Origin of the sequence: uncultured Erythrobacter sp., from assembly GCF_947492365.1 — a bacterium.
GTDB lineage: Bacteria > Pseudomonadota > Alphaproteobacteria > Sphingomonadales > Sphingomonadaceae > Erythrobacter.
The window spans coordinates 298,370-320,052 of sequence record NZ_CANLMB010000001.1; the positions used below are offsets into that span (position 1 = coordinate 298,370).

General features: G+C 60.4%; 17 protein-coding genes and 1 pseudogene. 8 read left to right on the top strand and 10 right to left on the bottom strand.

All coding sequences use genetic code 11. The features are described 5' to 3' along the window. Positions 1-4: 4 nt before the first annotated feature. Positions 5-640: a DUF938 domain-containing protein gene (locus tag Q0887_RS01430; RefSeq protein WP_299191731.1), complete on the top strand. Its 636-nt coding sequence runs from the start codon at positions 5-7 to the stop codon at positions 638-640. Positions 641-672: 32 nt separating this feature from the next. On the opposite strand, the pseudogene Q0887_RS01435 reads toward Q0887_RS01430, so the two are convergent. Then, a pseudogene (locus Q0887_RS01435) lies at positions 673-798 on the bottom strand (Entericidin EcnA/B family protein); the annotation flags it as partial. A 36-nt stretch (positions 799-834) separates the two neighbouring features. Beyond that, positions 835-1,761, bottom strand: a complete 927-nt coding sequence (locus tag Q0887_RS01440) for a DMT family transporter (protein ID WP_299191732.1) — start codon at positions 1,759-1,761, stop codon at positions 835-837. Between the two features lie 65 nt (positions 1,762-1,826). On the opposite strand from Q0887_RS01440, the gene Q0887_RS01445 reads away from it, so the two are divergent. Then, a complete protein-coding gene (locus Q0887_RS01445; RefSeq protein ID WP_299191733.1) occupies positions 1,827-2,069 on the top strand; it encodes a hypothetical protein in 243 nt (80 codons plus the stop codon). 80 nt (positions 2,070-2,149) lie between these two features. On the opposite strand, the gene Q0887_RS01450 is transcribed toward Q0887_RS01445, so the two are convergent. Beyond that, the gene (locus Q0887_RS01450) at positions 2,150-3,685 is read right to left on the bottom strand and encodes a CpaF family protein (RefSeq protein WP_299191735.1); all 1,536 of its coding nucleotides are present in this window, start codon (positions 3,683-3,685) and stop codon (positions 2,150-2,152) included. Positions 3,686-4,070: 385 nt separating this feature from the next. Here Q0887_RS01450 and Q0887_RS01455 point away from each other — a divergent pair, with 385 nt between their 5' ends. Further along, the gene (locus Q0887_RS01455) at positions 4,071-5,354 is read left to right on the top strand and encodes a hypothetical protein (protein WP_299191737.1); all 1,284 of its coding nucleotides are present in this window, start codon (positions 4,071-4,073) and stop codon (positions 5,352-5,354) included. Here the strand turns inward: Q0887_RS01455 and Q0887_RS01460 are convergent. Next, entirely contained in the window at positions 5,351-6,085 is a 735-nt protein-coding gene (locus Q0887_RS01460; protein ID WP_299191739.1) for a methyltransferase domain-containing protein, read from the bottom strand. The genes Q0887_RS01455 and Q0887_RS01460 overlap by 4 nt on opposite strands. A 135-nt stretch (positions 6,086-6,220) precedes the next feature. Between Q0887_RS01460 and Q0887_RS01465 the strand changes: the two genes are divergently transcribed. Both Q0887_RS01465 and Q0887_RS01470 read left to right on the top strand, forming a co-directional pair. Further along, complete coding sequence (locus Q0887_RS01465; protein WP_299191741.1) at positions 6,221-7,426, top strand: hypothetical protein; 1,206 nt, start codon at positions 6,221-6,223, stop codon at positions 7,424-7,426. Next, on the top strand, positions 7,426-8,457 hold the full coding sequence (locus Q0887_RS01470) for a glycosyltransferase family A protein (RefSeq protein WP_299191742.1): 1,032 nt from the start codon (positions 7,426-7,428) through the stop codon (positions 8,455-8,457). The genes Q0887_RS01465 and Q0887_RS01470 overlap by 1 nt, the downstream gene beginning before the upstream one ends. Here the strand turns inward: Q0887_RS01470 and Q0887_RS01475 are convergent. From Q0887_RS01475 to Q0887_RS01485, 3 genes are read right to left on the bottom strand one after another with little or no spacing between them, the layout of a single operon-like run. Further along, positions 8,454-9,557, bottom strand: coding sequence for a glycosyltransferase family 4 protein (locus tag Q0887_RS01475; RefSeq protein WP_299191744.1), 1,104 nt, complete (start codon positions 9,555-9,557; stop codon positions 8,454-8,456). The genes Q0887_RS01470 and Q0887_RS01475 overlap by 4 nt on opposite strands. A gap of 3 nt (positions 9,558-9,560) precedes the next feature. Then, positions 9,561-11,231, bottom strand: a complete 1,671-nt coding sequence (locus Q0887_RS01480; protein WP_299191746.1) for a hypothetical protein — start codon at positions 11,229-11,231, stop codon at positions 9,561-9,563. Between the two features lie 8 nt (positions 11,232-11,239). After that, a complete protein-coding gene (locus Q0887_RS01485; protein WP_299191747.1) occupies positions 11,240-12,253 on the bottom strand; it encodes a glycosyltransferase family 2 protein in 1,014 nt (337 codons plus the stop codon). Between the two features lie 184 nt (positions 12,254-12,437). Between Q0887_RS01485 and Q0887_RS01490 the strand changes: the two genes are divergently transcribed. From Q0887_RS01490 to Q0887_RS01500, 3 genes are all read left to right on the top strand, one after another. Continuing rightward, positions 12,438-13,352, top strand: a complete 915-nt coding sequence (locus Q0887_RS01490; RefSeq protein WP_299191749.1) for a DMT family transporter — start codon at positions 12,438-12,440, stop codon at positions 13,350-13,352. A gap of 86 nt (positions 13,353-13,438) precedes the next feature. Continuing rightward, positions 13,439-15,262: a glutamine--fructose-6-phosphate transaminase (isomerizing) gene (gene glmS / locus Q0887_RS01495; RefSeq protein ID WP_299191750.1), complete on the top strand. Its 1,824-nt coding sequence runs from the start codon at positions 13,439-13,441 to the stop codon at positions 15,260-15,262. A 96-nt stretch (positions 15,263-15,358) separates the two neighbouring features. After that, positions 15,359-17,716 (top strand): GGDEF and EAL domain-containing protein, encoded by a 2,358-nt coding sequence (locus Q0887_RS01500; protein WP_299191751.1) that lies wholly within the window; start codon positions 15,359-15,361, stop codon positions 17,714-17,716. A gap of 9 nt (positions 17,717-17,725) precedes the next feature. Here the strand turns inward: Q0887_RS01500 and purQ are convergent, their stop codons facing one another. The 3 genes from purQ to Q0887_RS01515 all read right to left on the bottom strand — a co-directional run bounded on the left by purQ (position 17,726) and on the right by Q0887_RS01515 (position 21,641). Further along, entirely contained in the window at positions 17,726-18,415 is a 690-nt protein-coding gene (gene purQ, locus Q0887_RS01505; protein ID WP_299191753.1) for a phosphoribosylformylglycinamidine synthase subunit PurQ, read from the bottom strand. Next, positions 18,415-18,666, bottom strand: a complete 252-nt coding sequence (purS, locus tag Q0887_RS01510; RefSeq protein WP_299191755.1) for a phosphoribosylformylglycinamidine synthase subunit PurS — start codon at positions 18,664-18,666, stop codon at positions 18,415-18,417. Before purS ends, purQ begins: the two co-directional genes overlap by 1 nt. Before the next feature lie 83 nt (positions 18,667-18,749). Continuing rightward, a complete protein-coding gene (locus Q0887_RS01515) occupies positions 18,750-21,641 on the bottom strand; it encodes an insulinase family protein (RefSeq protein ID WP_299191756.1) in 2,892 nt (963 codons plus the stop codon). Positions 21,642-21,683: the final 42 nt, after the last annotated feature.

Consider the following 21,683-nt stretch of genomic DNA (forward strand, 5'->3'; position numbering starts at 1 on the left):
ATCCATGGCCTATCTTGAGGAAGCCAAAGGCGCGAAGAGGCACGCACCTGCTGCTCTGCGCAATCGCGAGCCCATTCTTGGCATTCTGAAGCAAGAATTGCCCGAATGGGGGTTGGTTCTAGAATTGGCGAGCGGATCGGGCGAGCATGCGCTCTATTTTGCCGAGCATATGCGCGGGCTGGAATGGCAGCCGAGCGATCCTGACCCGCAGGCGCTTGCCTCTATTGCGGCGTATCACGCTGATTATAATGGAGAAGGCGGGGGCGTAAATCTGCGCAAGCCGCTGCAGTTGGATGCAGCCTCGCCAAACTGGCCGGTGGAGCGTGCTGATGCAATTTTGTGCATCAACATGGTCCATATCAGCCCTTGGGAGGCGACTGCCGGGCTCTTCCGCGGCGCTGCTCAAATCCTGAGCGGCAAGAATTTGCCGCTTGTGCTTTACGGCCCGTATTTTGAGCAACAGGTTGAGCCCGCACCGTCAAACTTGCAATTCGACGCCAGCCTTCGCGCTCGCGATCCGCGCTGGGGAATCCGCGATGCTGAAAAAGTGGACACGCTCGCAAGCGAGCACGGTTTCACCCGCAGCGCCCGGTACGAAATGCCTGCTAACAACCTGATGCTGGTTTACCGGACAGCCTGAGCGTCCTGTTCGCCCGTTTCAGGCGCGTAGCTGATGACTTCCTCGCCTTCGCGGCCCACCGATTCAATGTCGCGGCCTAGCCCCTGAACGGTGTTGCACGCAGTGGCGCTCAGCGTGAGAGCGGCCAGAGCGCTCACGAAAATCGTCTTGCGGATCATGGTGTTTCCTTTCTGCATATTACGCACATAGCGCATTTAAGGCTGAACAGTCTCTGTCTTTTGGCGCGCCACCGCCAGTTGACGCTCGCGCCATGCGATGAGCAGCCCCGCACCGATGATAAGCGGAGCGCCGATCCACAAAGTCGCGGGCGGCGTGCGATCAAAAATGGTCCAGCCATACCATGTCGCCCAGAGCAGGCTGGTGTAATCCATCAGCAGAATCACTCCCGCTGACCCGAATCTAAGCGATGATGTGAGCAAAATTTGGGCAAGCGCACCGGCAACCGCTATTGCGATGATGATCGCCCATGTCTCGGCGTCATGCGGCTGGATGACGAAGGGTAGTGCAAGCGCCATGACTGGCGTTGTCAGCAGCACGAACCAGAAAACGATCGACCAAGGCGTCTCGGTCTTGTTCAGATCCTGAACCTGAAAGCTGATGACGGAGACCAGAAAAGCGGCAACGAGCCCCACTGCCGCCCCGAACGGATTGATTGAGCCTGCATCGCCCAATCCGAAGGCAGGCTGTGTCAGAAACAGCACTCCGGCAAAGCCAAGCGCGACCGCGCCCCAGCGGTATTTGCCGATTTTCTCACCGAACAGGATTACGGAAAGCAGCACTGCGAAGAACGGCGCGGTGAAACTGATTGCGGTTGCCTCAGCCAGCGGCAACAACATGACTGCCCCGTATACGAAAAACATGCCTGCGATGCCGAATATTGCGCGGCGGGCATGCGCACCCACCCGCTGTGTCCGCACGCTTGCCAGCTTACCTAGGATTGCAAGCGTCAAGACGACGAGAGCGAGCGTTATGGCCTGCCGCCAGAACACCAATTCGGCCAGATGTACGCCGCGCTCGCCCGCGAGTTTCACAAGCATGGACATTGTCGCAAAAACCACGGCTGTCATGAGCCGAATGGCGAGTGCCAAAAATGGGCGGGGGCGGGCGACGGAGCCATCCATTTGGCGGGCTTTAGAGGCGATGCGGGTTTGCGCAAGCCCGACTGCGCACTACATGGTGGCGCATCATGGAATTGCTCCGCCAACTTGCCTTTGCCAGCGACGCTGTGTGGCTTGCTATTGCAGGCCTTTCCTGTTGGCTTTTCGCCGGGTTTTGTCTGGTGATGGAGCGCCTGCGCAATCACCGCCGCTCGGTCGAACGGCTTGAGAAGGTCGGCTGGGTGCCATGGACGCCGCTATTCTTGGCGAGCGCGGTTATCGGAGGCGGCTTCCTCGTGACGAGCCTGCCAGTTGTATTGGGGAATTTGTGATCCGCTGATCTCCTGCGAAAGCAGGAGTCCAGTTGGGACTGTCGCGATCTGGTTTCCTGCTTTCGCAGGAAATCACAAAGCTACAAGCACGCCTCAAGATACGCCTGATCAAAGCCAAATTGGCGAGCTTTCTCCAGCGTATAGGGACGCAGACCCGATGAGCGGAATTCGCCCATGATCTTGCCGTCTTCGCTCTCGTCGAGATATTCGAACTTGAACAGGTTCTGGGTCACGATCACATCGCCTTCCATCCCGATCACCTCGGTGATGTCGGTGGTGCGGCGTGAGCCGTCGCGCAGACGTTTCACCTGAACGATCAGGTCGACCGATTCTGCGATCTGGCGCGAAATAGCTTCCTTCGGGATCTTGATGTCGCCCATCAGGATCATGTTTTCCATACGGCCAAGGCACTCGCGCGGGCTGTTGGCGTGAAGCGTACACATCGAACCATCGTGGCCCGTGTTCATCGCGGCGAGAAGGTCGAAACATTCGGCGCCGCGAATCTCACCCAGGATGATCCGGTCGGGACGCATACGCAGGGCGTTCTTCACAAGGTCGCCAATCGTAATCGCGCCTTGCCCTTCAAGGTTAGGCGGACGCGTTTCAAGTGGCAGCCAGTGCGGCTGTTGCAGGCGAAGTTCCGCGGCGTCCTCGATTGTCAGCACACGCTCGCCCGGGTCGATCATTTTCGACAGGGCGTTGAGCATGGTCGTTTTACCCGAACCTGTACCGCCAGAAATAACGACGTTCATCCGGCATGCGCCCGCGATCTTTAGCGCGGTACACATCTTCTCGCTCATCGAGCCAAACTCTTTGAGCATGTCGAGCGTGATCGGTTTTTCGGAGAACTTACGAATGGAGATCGCAGTGCCGCGCAGCGAAAGCGGGGGCACGATGACGTTCACACGAGAGCCGTCTTTCAAACGGGCATCGGCAAGCGGCGTGGTCTGGTCAACGCGGCGACCGACCTGGTTCACGATGCGCTGGGCGATCTGGAAGAGGTGCTGTTCATCGCGGAACCGGATTGGTGCGATGGTGAGCTTACCCTTTTTCTCGATATAGGTCTGGTCCGGGCCGTTGACCATGATGTCCGACACGTCCGGATCGTTGAGCAGTTCTTCGAGCGGACCAAAGCCCAGCAGCTCGTCGATCAGCACTTTTTCCAGCGCGAATTGCTCGCGGCGGTTGAGCGTGACTTTCAGCTCGGCCAACACTTCCATGATGATCGGACGGAATTCTTCCGACAGCTCATCCTTGGTCAGCGTTGCAGCGGCTTCGGGATCGACCCGTTCGAGCAGGCGCGGGAGCACCTGTTCTTTGATCTTGTGGACACTTGCCTCGAACCCGCCAGCTTCCGCTTCGGCGGCATTGGTCGAGTTCATGCGTTCGGTCAGCCGGTCCATCGCATCCGAGGTCGAGTTGCTCGACTTCTTCTTAGCGGGAGCAGGGCTGGGAGAATCTTTTGCACCGTCTGCGGGCAGCGGCGGGAATTGTTCGCCGCCGGTTTCATCCTCGCCCTTAGGCGAGCCACCCTTCATCGGTCGAGCTACGCCGAAAGCGGGCTTTGCGCCCGGCCTCATTCCGCCGGCGCCACCCTTTTTACCGAATGCGCTCATTACCAAGCCCCCAAGGCCGTATCAAAATCCATGCACCTGATCGCGCTTTATCGCGAACGGCGCCTCTCGAAGTTTGGTGAATAAATCGGAAACCTTAATTTTTCCCCAAAATCGGGTGGGCGAAATGGCATGATCTCGCCGCAAGAGCGCGCTTACGCACCTTAGCAAGCTGCGATAATCATTATGTAAACTGTTGTATCGGTGATTGGACGGGTGTTTCGAGCGCGAACTGGGCCGGGCGAGGGCTGCGAAACTTGCGAGTGGAAACTTTTCTCACCCTCAATCGCGCTGGCCAGATCGGCCTGCTAGGGCTGCGGCAGGCCCTCACCGGCTGGAACGCAGCGCAAGCGGATTGGCGCCGCTTTGGGGAAGATCGAGCACACCAATGCACAAACTGTTTGGCGCTTGGAGCAAACTGGTCAGCGGCAACGCAGCCAACGGGGTGTTGCAGCTGGCAATTTTTGCGATTGCCGCGCAGGCGCTTGAGCTCGCAGCGCTCGGGATTCTCATTTTGATTCAAGCCTATGTCCGTGTGGTCGACGGCGTGTTCAACTTTCAGTCGGTCAATGTGCTCACCCGTTTCCTTGCCGAAGCGCAGGAAGCGGGTGACGACGCAAAGCTGCGCGGATTGGTGAAAGCCGGGCTGAGCATTGATTTTGGCACGGCGGTGCTGGCGGTGATTGTTGCCGTGCTCGGCTTACCACTGATCGCCCCGATTATCGGGATTGAGGACGCTTGGCTGCCGCTAGCAGCGGCCTATTGCCTCGTCATTTCCACCCGCGCTTTCGGAGCGATCGAGGCAAGCCTGCGCTGCTTTGACCGGTTCGGCGCAATCGGCCTTCGGCCTGTGGTGACTTCCTTGGCAATTCTGGCCGGCTCGCTGTTTGCGTGGGTAAGCGGAGGCGATGCGCAGATGTTTCTGTGGGCGTGGCTGATTGGAGAGGCGCTTGCCAATATCGTCTTTCTCCTCTGGGCGATTGTTTCGCTGCGAGCGGACGGGGTGGGAGAAATCCGCTCGGCCAATGCGCGCGAGGCCATCGCGTCCTCGCAGGGTTTCTGGCCGATCCTTTGGCAGACCAATGCGACTTTCGGAATTCGTATGTTGAGCCAAGAGGGTGATGTCATCGTGGCTGGCGCGGTGCTCGGCCCGGCAGCCGCTGGCCTGCTGCGCGCCGCCAAGAACCTCGCCAATCTGGTCGGTCAGCTGGGGCGGCCGCTTCAGCAAGTGGCAAGCGCACCGATCTCACGCTTTGCCGCAAGAGGAGAGAGGCAGCAGGCCCTGTCCTATGCCGCGAAGATTGCCGGGCTGGCTTGCGCTGCGGGTCTGGCGCTGGCGGCGATCATGTATGTGCTGGCAGAGCCTGTCCTCACAATCGCTTTTGGTAGCGAATTCGCCGCGGCGGCGACCATCACGATCATCCTGTTCGCCGCGCGCGGGCTCTATCTTTCAGGCGTAACCCTGATGCCCCTGCTGATTGCCTATGGGCAAGGGGGGCGCTTCTTGGGGTCTGTTATTGCGGGAACAGCCGCGTTCTTTATCGTTCTGGGATCGACGATCGGGAGCTGGGGCCTGATCGGGATCGGCTTTGCCCATATCGCTTTCGAGCTGGTCTGGTCAGCCTATGGCTGGGTTACAGCCCGGATCGTCTCGCAGCAGGAAGGCGCTTAGGCGCGGCCAAAGACCTGCTTTACCTTGCGCGAGATTGCCCGCGCGGGTTGGGCGGCCTCTGCGTGCAGATATTGGTCGGGATGGACCAGGTCGAGCATGGCAGGTGCACCAAATCCCTGCGCAGCAAGTTTGGCAGCCGCATCGGAACCTTCGCGCGCATAGACCAGCATGTTCTGGCGATACCAGAACGCGATGTCCCCATCGGCCCAGATCATCGGGCGCAGCGGATCGAAGGCGGTAAAGCCCTGCGCGCCGAAATGCTCGGCCCAATAGCTCTGCCATTGTTCGTTGATGTGGCCAGTGCCGCCTTGCATCGGGATCGCGGCAGAAAACAGCACGCAGTCGCCCAGCGCGCACAAATCGGCGACAAAGGCGGCTGCGCGGTTGGGTGCGAGATGTTCGGCCACTTCGAGCGAGATCACGAGGTCATATCGGCGATCCATTGCAACCTTGTCTTCAAGGTTCTGAAAGCTCACCTGCTCTTCTGCGAGGACGAGGTTCGCGGTCTTGGCCCATGGCCCTTCAAAGCCCTGAACATGTTCGATCCCGACCTCTTGCGCAGCGGCGAGCCACGTGCCCACGCCGCAGCCCACGTCGCAGGCGCTTTCCGGATCGATCCACTCTTTGAGTTTGCCAAGGACCAGACGAGCCGAAGCGCGGGTGCGCGCATCGCGGTCTGCATGAAAGTCGGTTCCGTATAGGGAATCGGGGGATTTGGCTGTGCTCGACATGTTGGTTCGACCGGGTCCTTTGTATGCGTCAGCAGCATTTAGGAAATCTTGGTAAATGGCGAGTTAAAGAGGCCCATGGCCCAAGCGATGCTCTCTACAATTGCAATGATGATCCCGCGACCAGTGCGTCGGGGATTGAAAACGCAGATACTGCCGCCGGTGCTGCGCGCGGCGCGGGCAGCACGCGGTAAACTGCCCAAAGCGCCCGATGCGCGCGAATATCGCGTGGCAGGGCATGAGACCTTTGCAGGATATTATGAAATCCAGCCGGTTTCCCAAGATGGCAAGGCGGTTCTCGCCCATGCCTCAGGCGCTGCGCGAACGGCTCTGACGGGTAAAGAAGCAGCCGCGATAGGCTGGTTCGATATTGAAACGGGCGATTGGAACGCGCTGGCCGAAACGCATCTCTGGTGCTGGCAGATGGGCGCGCGGCTGCGATGGTGGGACAGTGCAGGGCCGCGCACACTCGCCTTTAACGCGATGTTCGAAGGTGCGCCTGCGCACTGCCTCGTTGATGAGGGCGGGGGCATTCGCAAGCAAAGCGATGTGCCGCTTTTCGATGCGAATGAGCAGCAAGGCGTCGGGTTATCGCTCAATTTCGGACGGCTGGCGAATTGCCGGCCGGGCTATGGCTACCCGCTGCTCGATGATCCTTATCGCCGCGAAAACATGCCGGATGGCGATGGAGTGACGCTGGTGGATCTTGCATCAGGCAAGGCTGAACTGGCCTATTCGCTGCCCCGCTTCGCGCGGGAAGTGGAAGGCGCAAACCTTGGTCAATATCACTATCTCAACGCCGCTTTGCTGAGTCCTAGAGCCACCCGTTTTACTGTTCTTTACAAGCGTTTGCCTGACCCCTTGGATGCGCACACATGGACGGTCGATGCCTTTGTCGGCAATTGCGATGGCAGCGGTTTGATCCGCGTGCCGCTTGACGGGCGCGCGTCGCATTATTGGTGGCTGGACGAAGACCGGATCGCCTACACATCGAACAAGGGCATCGCGTCGAACTATGTCGTCTTCGATTGCCGTGATGGGTCTTTGAGCGCGTTATCGCAGGCCATGCCCGGCGTTGATGGGCATCCCAGCCTCCACCATGAAAGCGGCACGTGGGTCACAGACACATACCCCGATCTCTATGGCGAGCAGACGCTGTTCGTGCTCGACAAGGACGCAGACGAACGGCGCGAATTGGGGCGGCTTTGGGCTGACAAGAGCTATCAGGACGAATGGCGCTGCGACCTGCACCCGCGCTGGTCGCGCGATGGCTCGAAAGTGGTGATCGATTCCACCCATGAAGGCTACCGCGCGCTCTATCTGGTCGAGGTCGAGGCCCAGTAATGCCTGCCGTCACCGTTTTGATGGCCGTCCATAATGGCGAGCAGTTTCTGGCAGAGACTTTGGCGAGCGTCGCAGCGCAGACCTTTGCCGATTACGAATTTCTGATTGTCGATGACGCGTCGAGCGATGGATCGGCGGCTATGCTGGCGGCGGCTACCAAGGCCGATCCGCGCATTCGTATCCTCACCAATGCGAGCAATATTGGCCTCACAAAATCGCTCAATCTCGGGCTTGCTGAGGCAAAGGGTGAATACATCGCGCGGATCGACGCCGATGATGTGTGTTTTCCTAACCGGCTCGAAGTGCAGCTCGCTTGTATGCGCGAGCATCCAGAATATGTTGGCATCACGTCCGGCTGGGCCATGATTGACGGGGAGGGCCGCGAAATCGGTACGGTCGATGATCCGCTGGATGATTGGCAAGTGCGCTGGCTGCTTGGCTGGAACCCGCCCGCGCCGCATCCCACCTATTTCTTCAGGCGCTGCCCTGATGGCCGAGTGCCAATCCGCTATGATGAGACCTATCGAACTGCGCAGGACTTCGATCTGTGGAGCAGGCTGGCGAAGATCGGACCGACGCGGCGACTGCCTGATGTCCTGATCCAATATCGTCGTCACGTCGGCGCGATCACGCATGCAAAGCGGCATGAGCAGGCGCAGAATTGTGCACAGATCGGACGGGCGAACCTTGTCGCAAGGTTGCCCTCTGATGTCGCCGCCAAGCTTGAACCGTTGATCGCGCTCTTCTCCTACAACGCGAAAGCCGATGTGCCGACAATCCAAGCTGCCATTGCGGGAGCGGACGCCATGGTCGAGCATGACGAGATAGGCTCGCATTACGATTGGCTGCGCAAAACCACGGCAGGCCTGCTCGCTGATGCTGCTTTGTCGCGCGGTGGAGCTCTGTCTTCACCAAAGGCCATTACGGCGTTTGCTTGGCACGCGCGGAGGCACTTGCCCTATCTCGCGCGCGCTGTGCTGAGCGATCCGGGGACGGCGCTAAAGTCGCTGCGCAATCGCAAGCGCGGTTAGCTGGAATAGGCCTCGGCAGTCTCAGCCGCGACACGGCTCCAGGTATAGTGACTTTGCGCCTTGGTTTGAGATCGGGCGAGGAAGGTGCTGCGCTTTTTAGCGCTCCAATCAAGCACTTCGGTGATCTTGCTCACCCAGCTTTGCGGATCGCCCGGAGCGATTTGAAAGCCGGTTTCACCGTCGATCACCGCATCCTTGAGGCCTCCCGTCGCCGCGGCGAGAACGACGCCGCCTGCGCTCGCCGCTTCGGGAGCGATCAGGCCAAAACCCTCAAACTCGCCATTGGAGCGCTCAACATTGGGGATCACAACGCAGGCAGCCTGCGCAAAGTGGCGCGCGAGTTCGGCTTGCGGGAGAGGCCCGAGAAACTCGACTCCGGGATGTTCGAGCGCGGACTCTTCGCTGCTGTCCCAGCGCGTGCCGATCACGGTCAGGCGGATGTCTGCGGGTAGCAGTGGGAGCACCTCGGCAACGAACCAGCTCAGCCCCTTTTGGCGGATCAGGCGGCCAGCAAACACAAGCTGCCTGGCGTCGTAGTCGGCCGATGGCTCGCCGCGTAGATCGGTCGCAAGCGGGACCACGGCCGAACAGTTCCAGTTGATCTGTTTGAGCCGATTGCGGGTTGCGCGCGAATTGGCGATGACGCGCGCCTTTGCGAGCAGCCGCGCACCCAAAGCGAGATATAGATTGTAGAGCGAGCCGCGAATGCCTCCGCGCGCTCCATAGGACACATCGGTCCCATGGGCGGAGATCACCATTTTCGCCGCGGGAAAGAACAGCCACGCCATCAGCGCCAGCGGCCAGATCGCCATATCGCCAATATGGACGATTCCAGGCTTTTCGCTTTGCCCGATCAGGCGGCGAAGCACTGTAAAAGGAAAGAAGAGCAATGACGCGGCGCTCGGCGGCTGACCATTGGCGCGGCCTTCAAGCGCGATCACATCAACCGGGCGATGCTTGGCAAGCTCTTCGGTAAGGCGCTCGCAATAGGTCTCCATCCCGCCCACGGCAGGCCCCCATTTGCGGGTGATGAACAGCACCCGCACGTTTGTGTCTCTGTCGGCAGAGCGCGTGGGAAGATCGGTTGGCATCGCGGTCATCTATCAGAATCCGCGCCAGTATGGGCGCTCTGGCACTGGCATGTCGGGTCGCTCCAGCCGCTCGCCCCAGATGATGCCCGCCGGCGCCTCGCCCGGATTGGCAAGCTCGATAAAGCCGCGCCTCAGCGTGATCACCATACCTTGGGGGCGCTCGTTTCCATCGATCAAAATCGGGCCGCCCGTTACGGTGTAGGGTCCGGGCACCAACACCTCCACCCGCTCAGAGTGGCCCGCCGCAACCTCGCGGCCTGCCAGCCAGAACGGCCCCCAGAAATGGCGATAGGTCGCGCGCAACACGTCGCGTTCTTCGGCGTGGAAAAAGCGCTGGTTCTCGCCTTCCTCCATGATCGCAAGCAGGTTCGCATTCTGCTCGGGATCGGCGGTGAGGACCAGCGGCACTGTCTCGTTCTCAAGGATGGCTCGATAATAGCCGGGCCCGCCGCGATAGAGGCTTTCGATCCCCCAACTGGTGAGGAATCCGTTGGCCTTGCGGTGCTGCGGGAGCATGTCGGGAAAATCAAAATAGCCGACCGGTTCATCGAAAATTGCGTCCGCTGCGAGCTGGATCTCGCGCTGCTCGTCCTGACGGCTCGAACCGTCAACGATCCACACAACGCAGCCGCTGATCGCGGTGTAGAGAATGAACAGGCGCAAGCCATAACGCTCGGCAATTGCGGCGATACCGACAACGCTGGCGGCGATTACCGGAGCGAGCATCATGGGATAGAAATAGGGCAAAGTGTTGCGGTAGATCAGCAAAGCGGCGAGCGGGGCGATGAGACCCACCAGCGCAATCGCCTCGTCCCGGCGGCGCGTGCCCAAGGTCGAGATGGTGACAATGATCGCGCCCAGAGCGGCGATCGAAAGGATCGCGGCCTTGATCGCGAAGTGGAGATAGATCGGCCAACCGGCAAACAGCATGTCACCGCCGACGCTGCTCGCATAGGCAGTGCCGGTTGATGCATCGCCATTGCCGAGCGCTGAGCCATGCCACAGATAGAGCGCGGCGAAAGTGGCGATCCCAGCGAGCGGGATCGCCGCTATGCGCATTGCGTAGCCGGTGCTGAAGCGGGCTTCGGACCAGCGCAGCCATGCCAATCCTGCAAAGGCCGGAGCGAACAGGATCGCCTTGAGGCTGAACATCCCCGCGACGCCGATCAACGCTCCACCCAGCACGATCCAAAGGGGTGAGAGCCTCGCGCGCGCCAGAACCGCGAGCGAAGCTGCGACTCCAATGGCGGCGAGCGGATCAGTGCGGAATGACCAGCCGTGCTGCATGGTGAAACCCGCCGCAAGCCACACAAGCGCTGCGGTGAGCGCATATTCACGCCGTGCAAACTTACCCGCGATCAGGGCAACGCAGCCCGCCGTGGCAAAGGCGCAGGCGAGCATGACGAGCCGCCCGATAACGATCCCGTCGACGCCGGTGGTCGCCGATCCGGGGAGCCAGGCGAAAAGCTGGACGTGGAGTGTCTGAAGCGGCTTGAGCGCCTCGCCTTGGGTAAAATCGGCGATCTGGCCGTAGAAATAAAACTCGTCCCAGTTGATCGTGCGGTCGAGTGCAAACAGCACTTGCAGCACCGCAATCACCGCGAGCGCGATGATCGCCAGACGCGAATGGTCTTTGGCGGTGGTGTTTGTCAGGGGGACTTCGATGGCGTCCATGCGGCTCATCTTTTGCCTCAGCCAGCCTTGCGGGCAGGCTCGTCAGGTTGTTCCGGTTCGGCGGCCGCTTGCACGGCATCGCGCTCCGCCAGCTTTTCCTCGATCCGGCGCAGCTTGAGCATATTGGCTTCGAGCAGTTTGCGGTTTGTCGCGATCAGATCCGCCAGAATGCCCAAAGTCGCGACTAGCACGCCGACTGTCAGAAGAGCGCCGCCGATCACCAGCGACTGGATATGCCCATCGCCGTCACCGGTCACATAGAACCACAGGAAACGGCCAATCGGAACGAGCCCGATCAGAGTCGCCAGCATGCCGAGGCCGACAAAGACCCGCAGCGAATTGAAAGTCGTATAGGCGCGCAGGATCGTCACGCCGGTTTGCTGAATAAAGCGCGGGATCGACTTGAACAGGCGCGAGGGGCGCGTTGCGGCATGGGTGCGGATTGGCACCGATGTGATCGCAAGCCGCTTGCGCCCCGCCTGGATCAGCATGTCGGTCGTGTAGCTGAAGTCGGTGGTGATATTGATGCGCTGGGCAGCATCGCGGCTGATTGCGCGGAAACCGCTGACGGCATCGGTGATGTCGGTAGCTGAGAGCGTGCGCACGACATAGCTGCCGAGACGCTGGAGCATGCGCTTGCCTGCGCCGAAATGCGCGTTGTTGCTGACGGAACGGTCGCCGATGCAGATATCTGCTTCACCCGCTGCGACAGGCGCGACGATCTTGGCGATGTCCTCGCCTTCATATTGGCCGTCCGCATCGGTGTTGACGATGATGTCCGCGCCTTCGGCAAGGCATCTGTCGACCCCGTTGCGGAATGCTTCGGCAAGGCCGCGATTGCGGCGGTGGCGCACGATGTGATGCACACCCCAACGCTTGGCTACGCCCGAAGTGTCGTCAGAGCTGCCATCATCAATGATGCAATATTCGATTACGTCGATCCCCGGCAGGCTGCGCGGCAGCTTGGCCAGCGTCGCAGGCAGCACTTCGGCCTCGTTGAGGCAGGGTATCTGGATGATGAGTTTTGTCATTAGATCGTAAGGGCCCCTCGGACGCGCAAAGTGACGCCCTTTGAAAGCGGTGTTAGCCAGAGGCTCTTAAGCAATCGTAAACCATGAATTCTGGCGAGTGAGTGAGGGCGTGAGCGAGGTGGCTTGCCTTTTGCAAAAGCTTGGCCCACGGCGCGCGCATGATTGCGATTGTGAGCCTGCTTCGATGACCCCGAGTGAACGCAGCGGTGTTGCCTATGCGGTGACCGGATTTGCCGTGCTTTCTTGCGGCGATGCGGTGGTAAAGAGCATGGCGGGCGAGTGGCCTGCTTATGCGGTTGCCGCCCTGCGGTTCAGCATCGGCGCGCTGGTTTTATCGGCGCTGTTGTGGCGGCAGGAGGGGCGCGGAGCCTTTGTCGCACGCAACTGGCCGTTGCAGATTGCACGCGGGGCCTGCCTTGCTTTTGCGTCAGTCTGCTTCTTCTCGGCGCTCTACATCATGCCCATGGCAGAGGCGATGGCGATAGCGTTCCTTTCGCCCATCCTCACGCAAATCCTGGCAGGCCCGCTGCTGGGAGAGAAAGTGCGCGGCAAGGTCTATCTGATCTCGCTGGTGGCGCTCGCCGGGGTGGCGATCATCTTGCGGCCCAATCTCGCACTGCTCGGCTGGGGAGCGCTCTTGCCGCTTGTCTCGGCGGTGTTCTTTGCGCTGCTGATGATCTCCAATCGCGCCAGTGCGGGGCAAGGCAGCGCGCTGTCGATGCAGGTCTTTGTGGCGGCATTCTGCGCGCCGATCCTGATCCTGATTTCGTCAGGAGCGAAACTGTCGGGCATCACCGCGCTCGATTTTGACTGGCCAAGCTGGGACGTGGTCCTGCGATGCGCAATTGTCGCTGCAACTGCCAGCACCGCGCACTGGCTTGCCTATATCGGCACCAGCCGGGCAGGCGCGGCGCAGGTCGCTCCGGCGATCTATGTCCAGATGCTGGTGGTGGTCATTCTGGGCTGGATATTCTTCGACGAGGTGCCGGACGGGCTCACATTGCTGGGCGCAGGTTTGATTATTGCCGCCGGACTTTACCTATGGCGCGACGGGCTGAAACCGCAGGCCAAACCGTCACCAGTGCCAGAACGGAGCTGACGATAGGCGACAGCAAGCGCTTCAAGTCTTATTCAACTTTTCACGGTTAACGGCTGGCGAGTGAAACAGAGGGAATTTGCTTAAATATGTGCGGCATTATCGGCATTGTTAGCTCGAACGCTGTGTCCGACCGGTTGGTCGATGGCCTACGGCGGATGGAATATCGCGGCTATGACAGCGCCGGCATCTGCACCATGCACGATGGCGAGTTGGTGCGCCGCCGCGCGGAGGGCAAGCTGCTTAACCTCGTGGGCGTGCTGGAGAATGATCCCGCGCCCGGCACGGTTGGCATCGCGCATACGCGCTGGGCCACGCATGGCGCCCCCACCGCCGCGAATGCGCACCCCCATGCCACCGGCGAGGTTGCCATCGTTCACAATGGCATCATCGAAAACTTCAAGGAATTGCGCGCCGAACTGGCCGCAAATGGGCGCACATTCGAAAGCGAAACCGACAGCGAAGTCGTCGCGCATATGGTTTCGGCCCAGATCGAGCGCGGACTAGACCCGCTCGACGCTGTGCAAGAAGTGCTGCCGCGCCTTCGCGGTGCCTTCGCATTGGCGATCACGTTCCGCCAATATCCCGATCTGCTGGTCGGCGCTCGGCTCGGCTCGCCTTTGGTGGTGGGTTACGGCGAGGACGAGATGTTCCTGGGGTCCGACGCGCTTGCATTGGCCCCGCTGACACAGCGCATCACCTATCTCGAAGAGGGCGACTGGGTGGTTGTCGGGCGGACAAAGGCGCAGGTCTTTGACGCGCAAAACAACCCGGTCACACGCCCGATCCAGCCCTCGGGCGCTTCGGCAGCGGCGGTGGAGAAGGGCAATTACCGCCACTTCATGCAGAAAGAGATATTCGAGCAGCCAACCGTGGTTGCGCAAACGCTCGGCTCCTATCTGCGGCGTGAGGATAATTCGGTTGCTCTCCCCCAATTCGATTTCGACATTTCGGCGATCAAGCGCCTGACCATCGTCGCCTGCGGAACGTCCTATTACGCTGGCCTCGTTGCAAAATACTGGTTTGAGCAATTTGCGCGCGTGCCGGTCGATATCGATGTCGCATCGGAGTTCCGTTACCGCGATCCTGTGCTCGAGGAGGGCGGCCTTGCGCTGTTCATCTCGCAAAGCGGAGAGACGGCAGACACACTCGCCGCCTTGCGCCATTGCAAGGAAGCGGGGCAGGTTATCGGCGTTGTCGTCAATGTTCCGACCAGCTCGATGGCGCGCGAGGCGGATCTGCTCTTGCCCACCCATGCGGGCCCCGAAATTGGAGTTGCCTCGACCAAGGCCTTCACCTGCCAGCTGGCCGTTCTGGCCGCTCTGGCGGCGCATATGGCGGTGAAAAAGGGCAGACTTTCGCGCGAGGAAGAGAAGGAAGTGGTCGCTCACCTTCTCGAAGCGCCTGCCGCTTTGAACGAAGCGCTCAACCATGATGACGACATCGCTGAAATCGCGCCGCTCATCGCTCCGGCGCGTGATGTGCTCTACCTGGGGCGCGGTCAGGACTTTCCGCTGGCGCTAGAGGGCGCCTTAAAGCTCAAGGAAATCAGCTATATCCATGCCGAAGGCTATGCCTCTGGCGAGATGAAGCACGGCCCGATTGCACTGATCGATGACGATGTGCCTGTGGTGGTGATCGCGCCTTCGGGGCCGCTGTTTGAAAAGACCGTCTCCAACATGGAAGAAGTGCGCGCGCGCGGCGGCAAAGTTGTGCTGATTTCCGACGCTCAGGGTATCGCCGATGCGGGCGAGGGCTGCCTCGCCACAATCGAAATGCCGGTTGTCCACCCGCTGATCGCGCCGTTGGTCTATGCGATCCCTGTGCAATTGCTGGCTTACCACGTCGCAGTGGTTAAGGGCACAGATGTGGATCAACCGCGAAATCTGGCCAAATCGGTAACGGTTGAATAATCGGCTTTTCCCGAGGTAAAATGCGCCTGCCGGAACGCGAAATTTTGTGTCAGAACTTTACCGCGAGCTAACCTTTCGCGGTTAATCTGCGCCGTTGTGAGCGATAGAAAATCCAATACTCCTGCGGCAATCAGCCAGCAATTGCCGATCGCGACCGTCCTTGGCTTTTCAGACAAGGGCGATCTCGAATGGTCGCGCCTGCGCGGATTGCAATATGCAGCGGTCGCAAGGCTGACATTCTACCGCGCCTATGCCCATGCGATTATGGGCCTCATCGTCGCCTATATGTATCTCGACAGCGTCGGGCCGATCTGGGTTGGCCTCTGGTTGCTGGCGCTCGCATCTGTCCACTTTCGCGGCACTATGATTGATCGCAAACTTGCCGATGCTGAAAGCAGAAAGATCACCAATCGCGAGTTTGCCAACCATCTGAGCACGGCGGTCTTGTCTGGTGTTCTTTGGACGCTGGCAGTCCTACAGTTTTCTGCCCTTGGCACCGGTGAAGAGGCGATGGCGTTACTGATCATCCTCCTGACGGTGATCGCTGGTTCGATCTATTTCTACACGACATCACCGCTTAGCATTATGATTTTTGCGGGAATTGTCGGAGGCGGCTCTGCCACGCATTTCATGCTGCATGAGAGCTGGGCGATTGCCGGTTCCATGCTGATCTTCACTGTCATGACTATGCTGGGAACAATCGAGGTTGGCCGTGCATTCCTCGCCGCGCGGATTGCCGAAGAGGCGATCACCGAAAAGGAAGAGGTCGTCTCGCTCCTGCTGCGCGAGTTTGAAGAGAACGAGGCTGACTGGCTGTGGGAGGTCGACACGCAGCGCCGGATGCGCTCGGTCAGTCCCCGTTTCGCTTTTGCGCTTGGCGATCACGAAGCCGAGATCGAAGGTCGCCCGCTGCTCGAATGCATTGCCGGTCCCGGCTGGAAGGACGGTACACTGCCAACGAGCCTGCACGAGCTTGCCGAGCGGCTGCGCAACCGCGAGAATTTCTCCAACCTGTTCGTCCAGGTTTCAATCAAGGGCGAAGAGCGCTGGTGGGAGCTTTCTGGCACTCCCATTCGAGACGAGCGCGGCAAGTTTACCGGATTCCGCGGTGTCGGTTCGGATGTAACCGAGCAGCGCGCCTCCTCTGAAAAGATCGCCTATCTCGCGCGTTACGACACGCTCACTTCGCTGCCAAACCGCTTGATGCTGACCGAGGCATTGGGCGAGGCGCTCGAATATTCGGCGAAGTGGCGCACGCGCTGCGCGTTGCTGATGGTCGATCTCGACCGCTTCAAATCGGTGAACGATTCGCTCGGCCATGTAACCGGCGACAAATTGCTCGCGCAGGTTTCTGCACGGCTTCAGGCGCTGATGGGCGAGAACGCGCTGGTCGGGCGTCTTGGCGGAGACGAATTTGCGATTGTCATCCGCGATGCCAGCGATCTGGGCGTGATGCAGTCGCTTGCGCAGAAAGTCATCAATACGCTGTCAGAATCCTATCAGGTCGAACAGCACACGCTCTATGTCGGTGCCAGCGTCGGCTCGGCAATCGGTCCGCGAGATGGCAAGACCGTCGAAGAACTGATGCGCAACGCCGACCTCGCGCTGTATCGCGCCAAAGATGCAGGGGGCGGTGAACATTGCCGGTTCGAACCTGTGCTTCACGCATCGGCAGAGGAACGTCGCCAGCTCGAGGTTTCGCTGCGCAAGGCGCTCGGCCTCGATGAATTCGTGCTGCATTATCAGCCGGTCGTCGATGCGCGAAGCGAGAGCATTGTCAGCTTTGAAGCGCTTGTTCGCTGGAACAGTTCGGACCACGGCTTTGTCAGCCCGGGCAAGTTCATTCCGCTAGCGGAAGACACGCGCCTGATTGTGCCGATTGGCAAATGGGTGCTGCGTCAGGCCTGCTTCGAGGCGCGCAACTGGCCTGACCACGTCAAGGTCAATGTCAACGTCTCACCTGAGCAGCTGCTCGAACCCGATTTCCATCAGGACGTCGTCGAATCGCTCTCGGCCAGCGGTCTGCGGCCAGACCGGCTTGAGATCGAGGTGACCGAAAGCATCTTCCTACGCGATGCCAGTGTGGCGCGTAATGCGCTTGAACAGGCGATGGCGCTGGGCTGTTCGATCGCTCTCGATGATTTCGGCACCGGCTATTCCTCGCTCGGCTACCTGCGCAAGCTGCGCTTCTCCACGATCAAGGTCGACCGAACCTTTGTCCAAGGGGCCGCGCAGGGCTCGAATGAGAGCCTGGCGATCATCAACGCCGTTGTGGCGATGGCGAAGAGCATGAACATGACCACGACCGCCGAAGGGGTCGAGGATGCGGATGAGGCTGAACTGATCCGCAATCTGGGTTGCGACAAGATTCAGGGCTTCTATTTCGGCCGCCCGATGTCGAATGAGGAAGCAATCCGCCTGTTCAGCGAGGAAGCCAATCGCTTGCGCGCCTGATCGGCTGCTTTAGGCTGCGACCAGGCTCTTCACGACATTCTCGAATATCGCGCGTCCGTCTGCGCCGCCCATATTGCTGTGCGCGGCAGGTTCCATTGCGCGTTCGGGGTGCGGCATCATGCCAAGAACGCGGCCATTGGCGCTGAGCACACCGGCAATGTCGCGGCGCGATCCATTGGGGTTTTCAGCATAGCGGAAGGCCACGCGGTCTTCGCTCTCAAGCTGGTCCAATGTCGCCTCGTCCGCGAAGTAATTGCCATCATGATGCGCGACCGGAATGCGCAGGCGCGTATCGGCGTCGAACGTGCTGGTGAAGGGTGAGGTCGTGTTGGCGACTTCGAGTTCGACCGTGCGGCACACAAAGGTCTGCCCCGCATTGCGCATCAGCGCGCCGGGCAGCAACCCGCTTTCCGTGAGCACCTGAAAGCCGTTGCACACGCCGAGAACCGGAACGCCGCGCTCGGCTGCGGAAACAACTGCGCGCAGGATCGGGCTTTTGGCTGCCATCGCGCCAGAGCGTAGATAGTCACCGTAGGAGAACCCGCCCGGCAGCGCGATGAAGTCGAGCCGGTCGGGCAGGTCTGCATCGCCGTGCCAGACCCTGAGAGCGGGAGTGCCTGTTACCGCCTCTATCGCCACCGCCATGTCGCGGTCGCAATTGGAGCCGGGGAAGGTGACGACAGCGGCGTTAAAACCCATCAGGCGTGCTCCTTCACGCCGTCCATTTTTTCGATGGCGTAATCCTCGATCACCATATTGGCGAGCAGTTGCTCGCACATTTTGGTGAGAGCCTCGTCGCTTGTTCCGTCAGCGACATCCATCTCGATCATGCGGCCAATGCGCACATCCTCGACCCCTTCGAAACCGAGGCTGCCGAGCGAGTGATGCACCGCGCGGCCCTGCGGATCGAGCACGCCGGGTTTGAGACGGACTAGGATGCGAACTTTCATGGGCGCTTTGGTCCTGCTTTGTGTTGGATTAGCGCGAGCCTATAGCGTGGTTGCGCCAAGGTGCAATCGCTGCCCTGCGACAATCAACCGTCATCTTCCTCGGTTTCTTCCTCAGGCAACACCAGAAACTCGACTGCGGAATCGGGTTCAAGGTAGCGGCGAGCTGCGTCGAGCAGGTCTTCCGGCGTCACCGCGCGCAGCGTGTCAGGACCGGCAAACCACCGGTCGAGCCGTTCAGGCTGGCTTTGCGCCCGCGTGGCAAGGCTCATCCACCCGCCCAGCGATTTGAGCGAATTGTCATAGGCTTCGAGCATCGGCTGGCGCGCGCGATCGATAAGATCGGGATCGACCGGTTCGCTGCGCAATTCCTCGATGAGATCGCGCATAACGCCGCGCACCGTCTCGACCTCTTCGGTCGCAACCGGAGCGGAAATAGTGAACACCCCGTAGCCGGGATAGGTCCGGCTCGATGAATTGCTCGCTTGCGTCGAATAGGCCTGGCCCAGATCTTCGCGCAGCCTTTCGGTCAGTTCGAGCCGGACGACTCGGCCCAGCAGCGCCAGCTCCATCGTTTCGGTGAAGTCACTGTCATCGCGGGTTGGCCAGACCATGCGCACCCATGCCTGATCCGCCTCGCCCGTGTGACGGATGATGCGTTCACCGCGTGTCTGGGTGAAGGAGCGGGTGCGAGCCTCTTCACGCGGCAGGAAATCGGCTTCGCGCATGTCTAGAGCGCCGAGCGTTGCGGCGACTGCGGAAATCGCGGTGTCTTCGTCAATGTCGCCCACCAGCGCCACTTCGATGGCTCCGCTTGCGAAGCGGTCCGCGATCACATCGCGCAATTGCCCATAGTCGAGCGCGAAGAAAGCATCCTTGCTTTGCAGGCTGAAACGCGGATCATTGTCTGACAGGATTGCTCCCTGCTGCGTGCCATAGGCGCTCGCGGGAGTTGAGCCCATCGACATAAAGAAGTTCTCGATTCCCCGCCGGAACTGCTCGACCCCTTCGGGACGATAACCCGGATCGGTCAGGCCGGCGGTGATGAGCTGCAACTGCAAATTGAGATCGCGCGGGGTCGTGCCTCCGGCAAAGCTGAACGCATCGGAAGTGTTCGAAACGCGCAGCGCGACACTGCGCCCGGCCATGATGCTCTGCAATTCGTCGAGGCTGTGCTGGCCTAGACCTCCCGCAGAAAGCGATCCAACCAGATAGGTATTGAGCGGGTTCTCACGCGTATTCAGGAGATTGCCGCCATCGACAAGCACGCGGAAACTCACACGGTCTTCGCGAATATCCGTCTGCTTGAGTGTCAGCCGCACGCCGTTGGCAAAGGTGATGAGGCGCAGGCCAAGCCGCTCCTCGCGCGTGTCCGACACCACTTCGCCCGGCTCGCCGAAATCGGCGTATGCAAATTCGACTGCGCCGGTGTCTTGCGGCGGCGCAATCGGCAGCGCCATGGCTTCTGTGAAAGCGCTGCGCAAAGCTTCCTCTCCGCCTTCGGGAGCATTGCGGCCCTGAAAACGGATCAGCGGTGCGTTGAGCGGCAAGGCCTCTTCGCGCAGCAGAGCAAAGATCGACGCCGGCGTTATCTCGCCTGCATAGGATTCAAATTGTTCAAGCGTGTATTGCGGCGTCGTCGGCACGACATCATCCGATGCAAGCCGCAGCGCGCTACCGGCAAACGCCGTATTGCTGCGGGTTTCGGCCCCCGAGACGCGGTTCTCAAGCGCTGTGCGGGTGTTGGCGAGCTGTTCGTCCAATTCGGCCTGTGTGAAGCCATAGGTCAGCGCCTGGTTGACCTCGCGCACTGCGGCGAGCAGCCCTTTGCGCCATTCGCCGTCTTCGCTGGCAATCGTGATCGAGTTGGTGCTCGCGTCCTCGAAAATGTCACCTCTGCCATATCTAGCCTGACGGAAAGGCGCATCTTCTGCGCGGGCAAGCCGGGTGAGGCGGCGCGAGATGATGCTGTAGGCAATCGAGCGCTCCAGGTTGCGGCGGCGATTGGCGCTACTGTCTGGACGGTCGGTCCATGGGCCGAGCACGGTGATCGTTACACTCTCCGACAAAGCCGGGTCGGTGTAGATGTCGGTCAGCCCGCTGCGAGTGATGTCGACCGGGCCGGTTGCAGGCTCGGCAGGGGCGTGAGCGGCCTGCCAGTCAGTGAACCGCTCACGCAAGGCCGCCTCCATCACCTCGACCGGAAAGTCGCCGACGATCACCAGCACGGTGTTGGAAGGGGTGTAGGTCCGCTCGTAAAGCGCTCGCAATTGGGCAGCCGAGGCGTTTTCGAGCGCTTCGAGCGTGCCGATCGGCAGGCGATCAACGTATCGCGCGCCCGGAGTCGTGAACGCGAAACCGTCCTCGCGCGCGGCCTGCGCAAAATTGCGGCGGTCGCGCCGTTCGGCCAGCACCACACCGCGCTCGCGCTCGACTGCATCTTCGGCAATGGTCAACTCGCTGGCGGTTTCGCGCATCAGCATCAGCGCGGTATCGAGCAATTCCTCTTCATTGCGCGGCAAGTTGAGCATGTAGGTGATTGTTTCAAAGCCGGTTGAGGCATTGGTGTCCGCGCCAAAGGCCAGCCCTTCGCGCTCGAGCAGTTTGACCATTTCGCCTTCGGGAATGTTGGTCGATCCGTTGAAGGCCATATGTTCGAGGAAGTGCGACAATCCGCGCTCTTCTTCCGTCTCGGCAAGCGATCCCGAATGGATCCGCATCCGCACCAGAGCAGTTCCTTCGGGGGTGGCATTCTGGCGCAGGATGTAGCGCATTCCGTTGTCGAGCTGGCCAAATGTATAATCCGGATCAACGGGCAGATCGCTTTGCTCGAAATACCAGACCGGCTGTTCGGCTGGCGCGGCCGCAACCTCAACGACTTGATCGGGAGCGCCGCCAGCGTCGAGCGTCGCACAGGATGCAAGGCACGAAATGGCGAAGAGAAGACCGGCGGTCAGCCGCATTTTCGGGAAATCCATAACCATCATTGCTGCCCTAGGAACGCGGTGAGAACAAGGTGG

Coding starts and splice junctions, on each gene's coding strand:
- Q0887_RS01430 (WP_299191731.1), top strand. CDS start 5: ATGGCCTATCTTGAGGAAGCCAAAGGCGCGAAGAGGCACGCACCTGCT.
- Q0887_RS01450 (WP_299191735.1), bottom strand. CDS start 3,685: ATGAGCGCATTCGGTAAAAAGGGTGGCGCCGGCGGAATGAGGCCGGGC.
- Q0887_RS01445 (WP_299191733.1), top strand. CDS start 1,827: ATGGAATTGCTCCGCCAACTTGCCTTTGCCAGCGACGCTGTGTGGCTT.
- glmS (WP_299191750.1), top strand. CDS start 13,439: ATGTGCGGCATTATCGGCATTGTTAGCTCGAACGCTGTGTCCGACCGG.
- Q0887_RS01515 (WP_299191756.1), bottom strand. CDS start 21,641: ATGGATTTCCCGAAAATGCGGCTGACCGCCGGTCTTCTCTTCGCCATT.
- Q0887_RS01475 (WP_299191744.1), bottom strand. CDS start 9,557: ATGACCGCGATGCCAACCGATCTTCCCACGCGCTCTGCCGACAGAGAC.
- purS (WP_299191755.1), bottom strand. CDS start 18,666: ATGAAAGTTCGCATCCTAGTCCGTCTCAAACCCGGCGTGCTCGATCCG.
- Q0887_RS01460 (WP_299191739.1), bottom strand. CDS start 6,085: ATGTCGAGCACAGCCAAATCCCCCGATTCCCTATACGGAACCGACTTT.
- Q0887_RS01455 (WP_299191737.1), top strand. CDS start 4,071: ATGCACAAACTGTTTGGCGCTTGGAGCAAACTGGTCAGCGGCAACGCA.
- Q0887_RS01440 (WP_299191732.1), bottom strand. CDS start 1,761: ATGGATGGCTCCGTCGCCCGCCCCCGCCCATTTTTGGCACTCGCCATT.
- Q0887_RS01485 (WP_299191747.1), bottom strand. CDS start 12,253: ATGACAAAACTCATCATCCAGATACCCTGCCTCAACGAGGCCGAAGTG.
- Q0887_RS01470 (WP_299191742.1), top strand. CDS start 7,426: ATGCCTGCCGTCACCGTTTTGATGGCCGTCCATAATGGCGAGCAGTTT.
- Q0887_RS01490 (WP_299191749.1), top strand. CDS start 12,438: ATGACCCCGAGTGAACGCAGCGGTGTTGCCTATGCGGTGACCGGATTT.
- Q0887_RS01480 (WP_299191746.1), bottom strand. CDS start 11,231: ATGAGCCGCATGGACGCCATCGAAGTCCCCCTGACAAACACCACCGCC.
- purQ (WP_299191753.1), bottom strand. CDS start 18,415: ATGGGTTTTAACGCCGCTGTCGTCACCTTCCCCGGCTCCAATTGCGAC.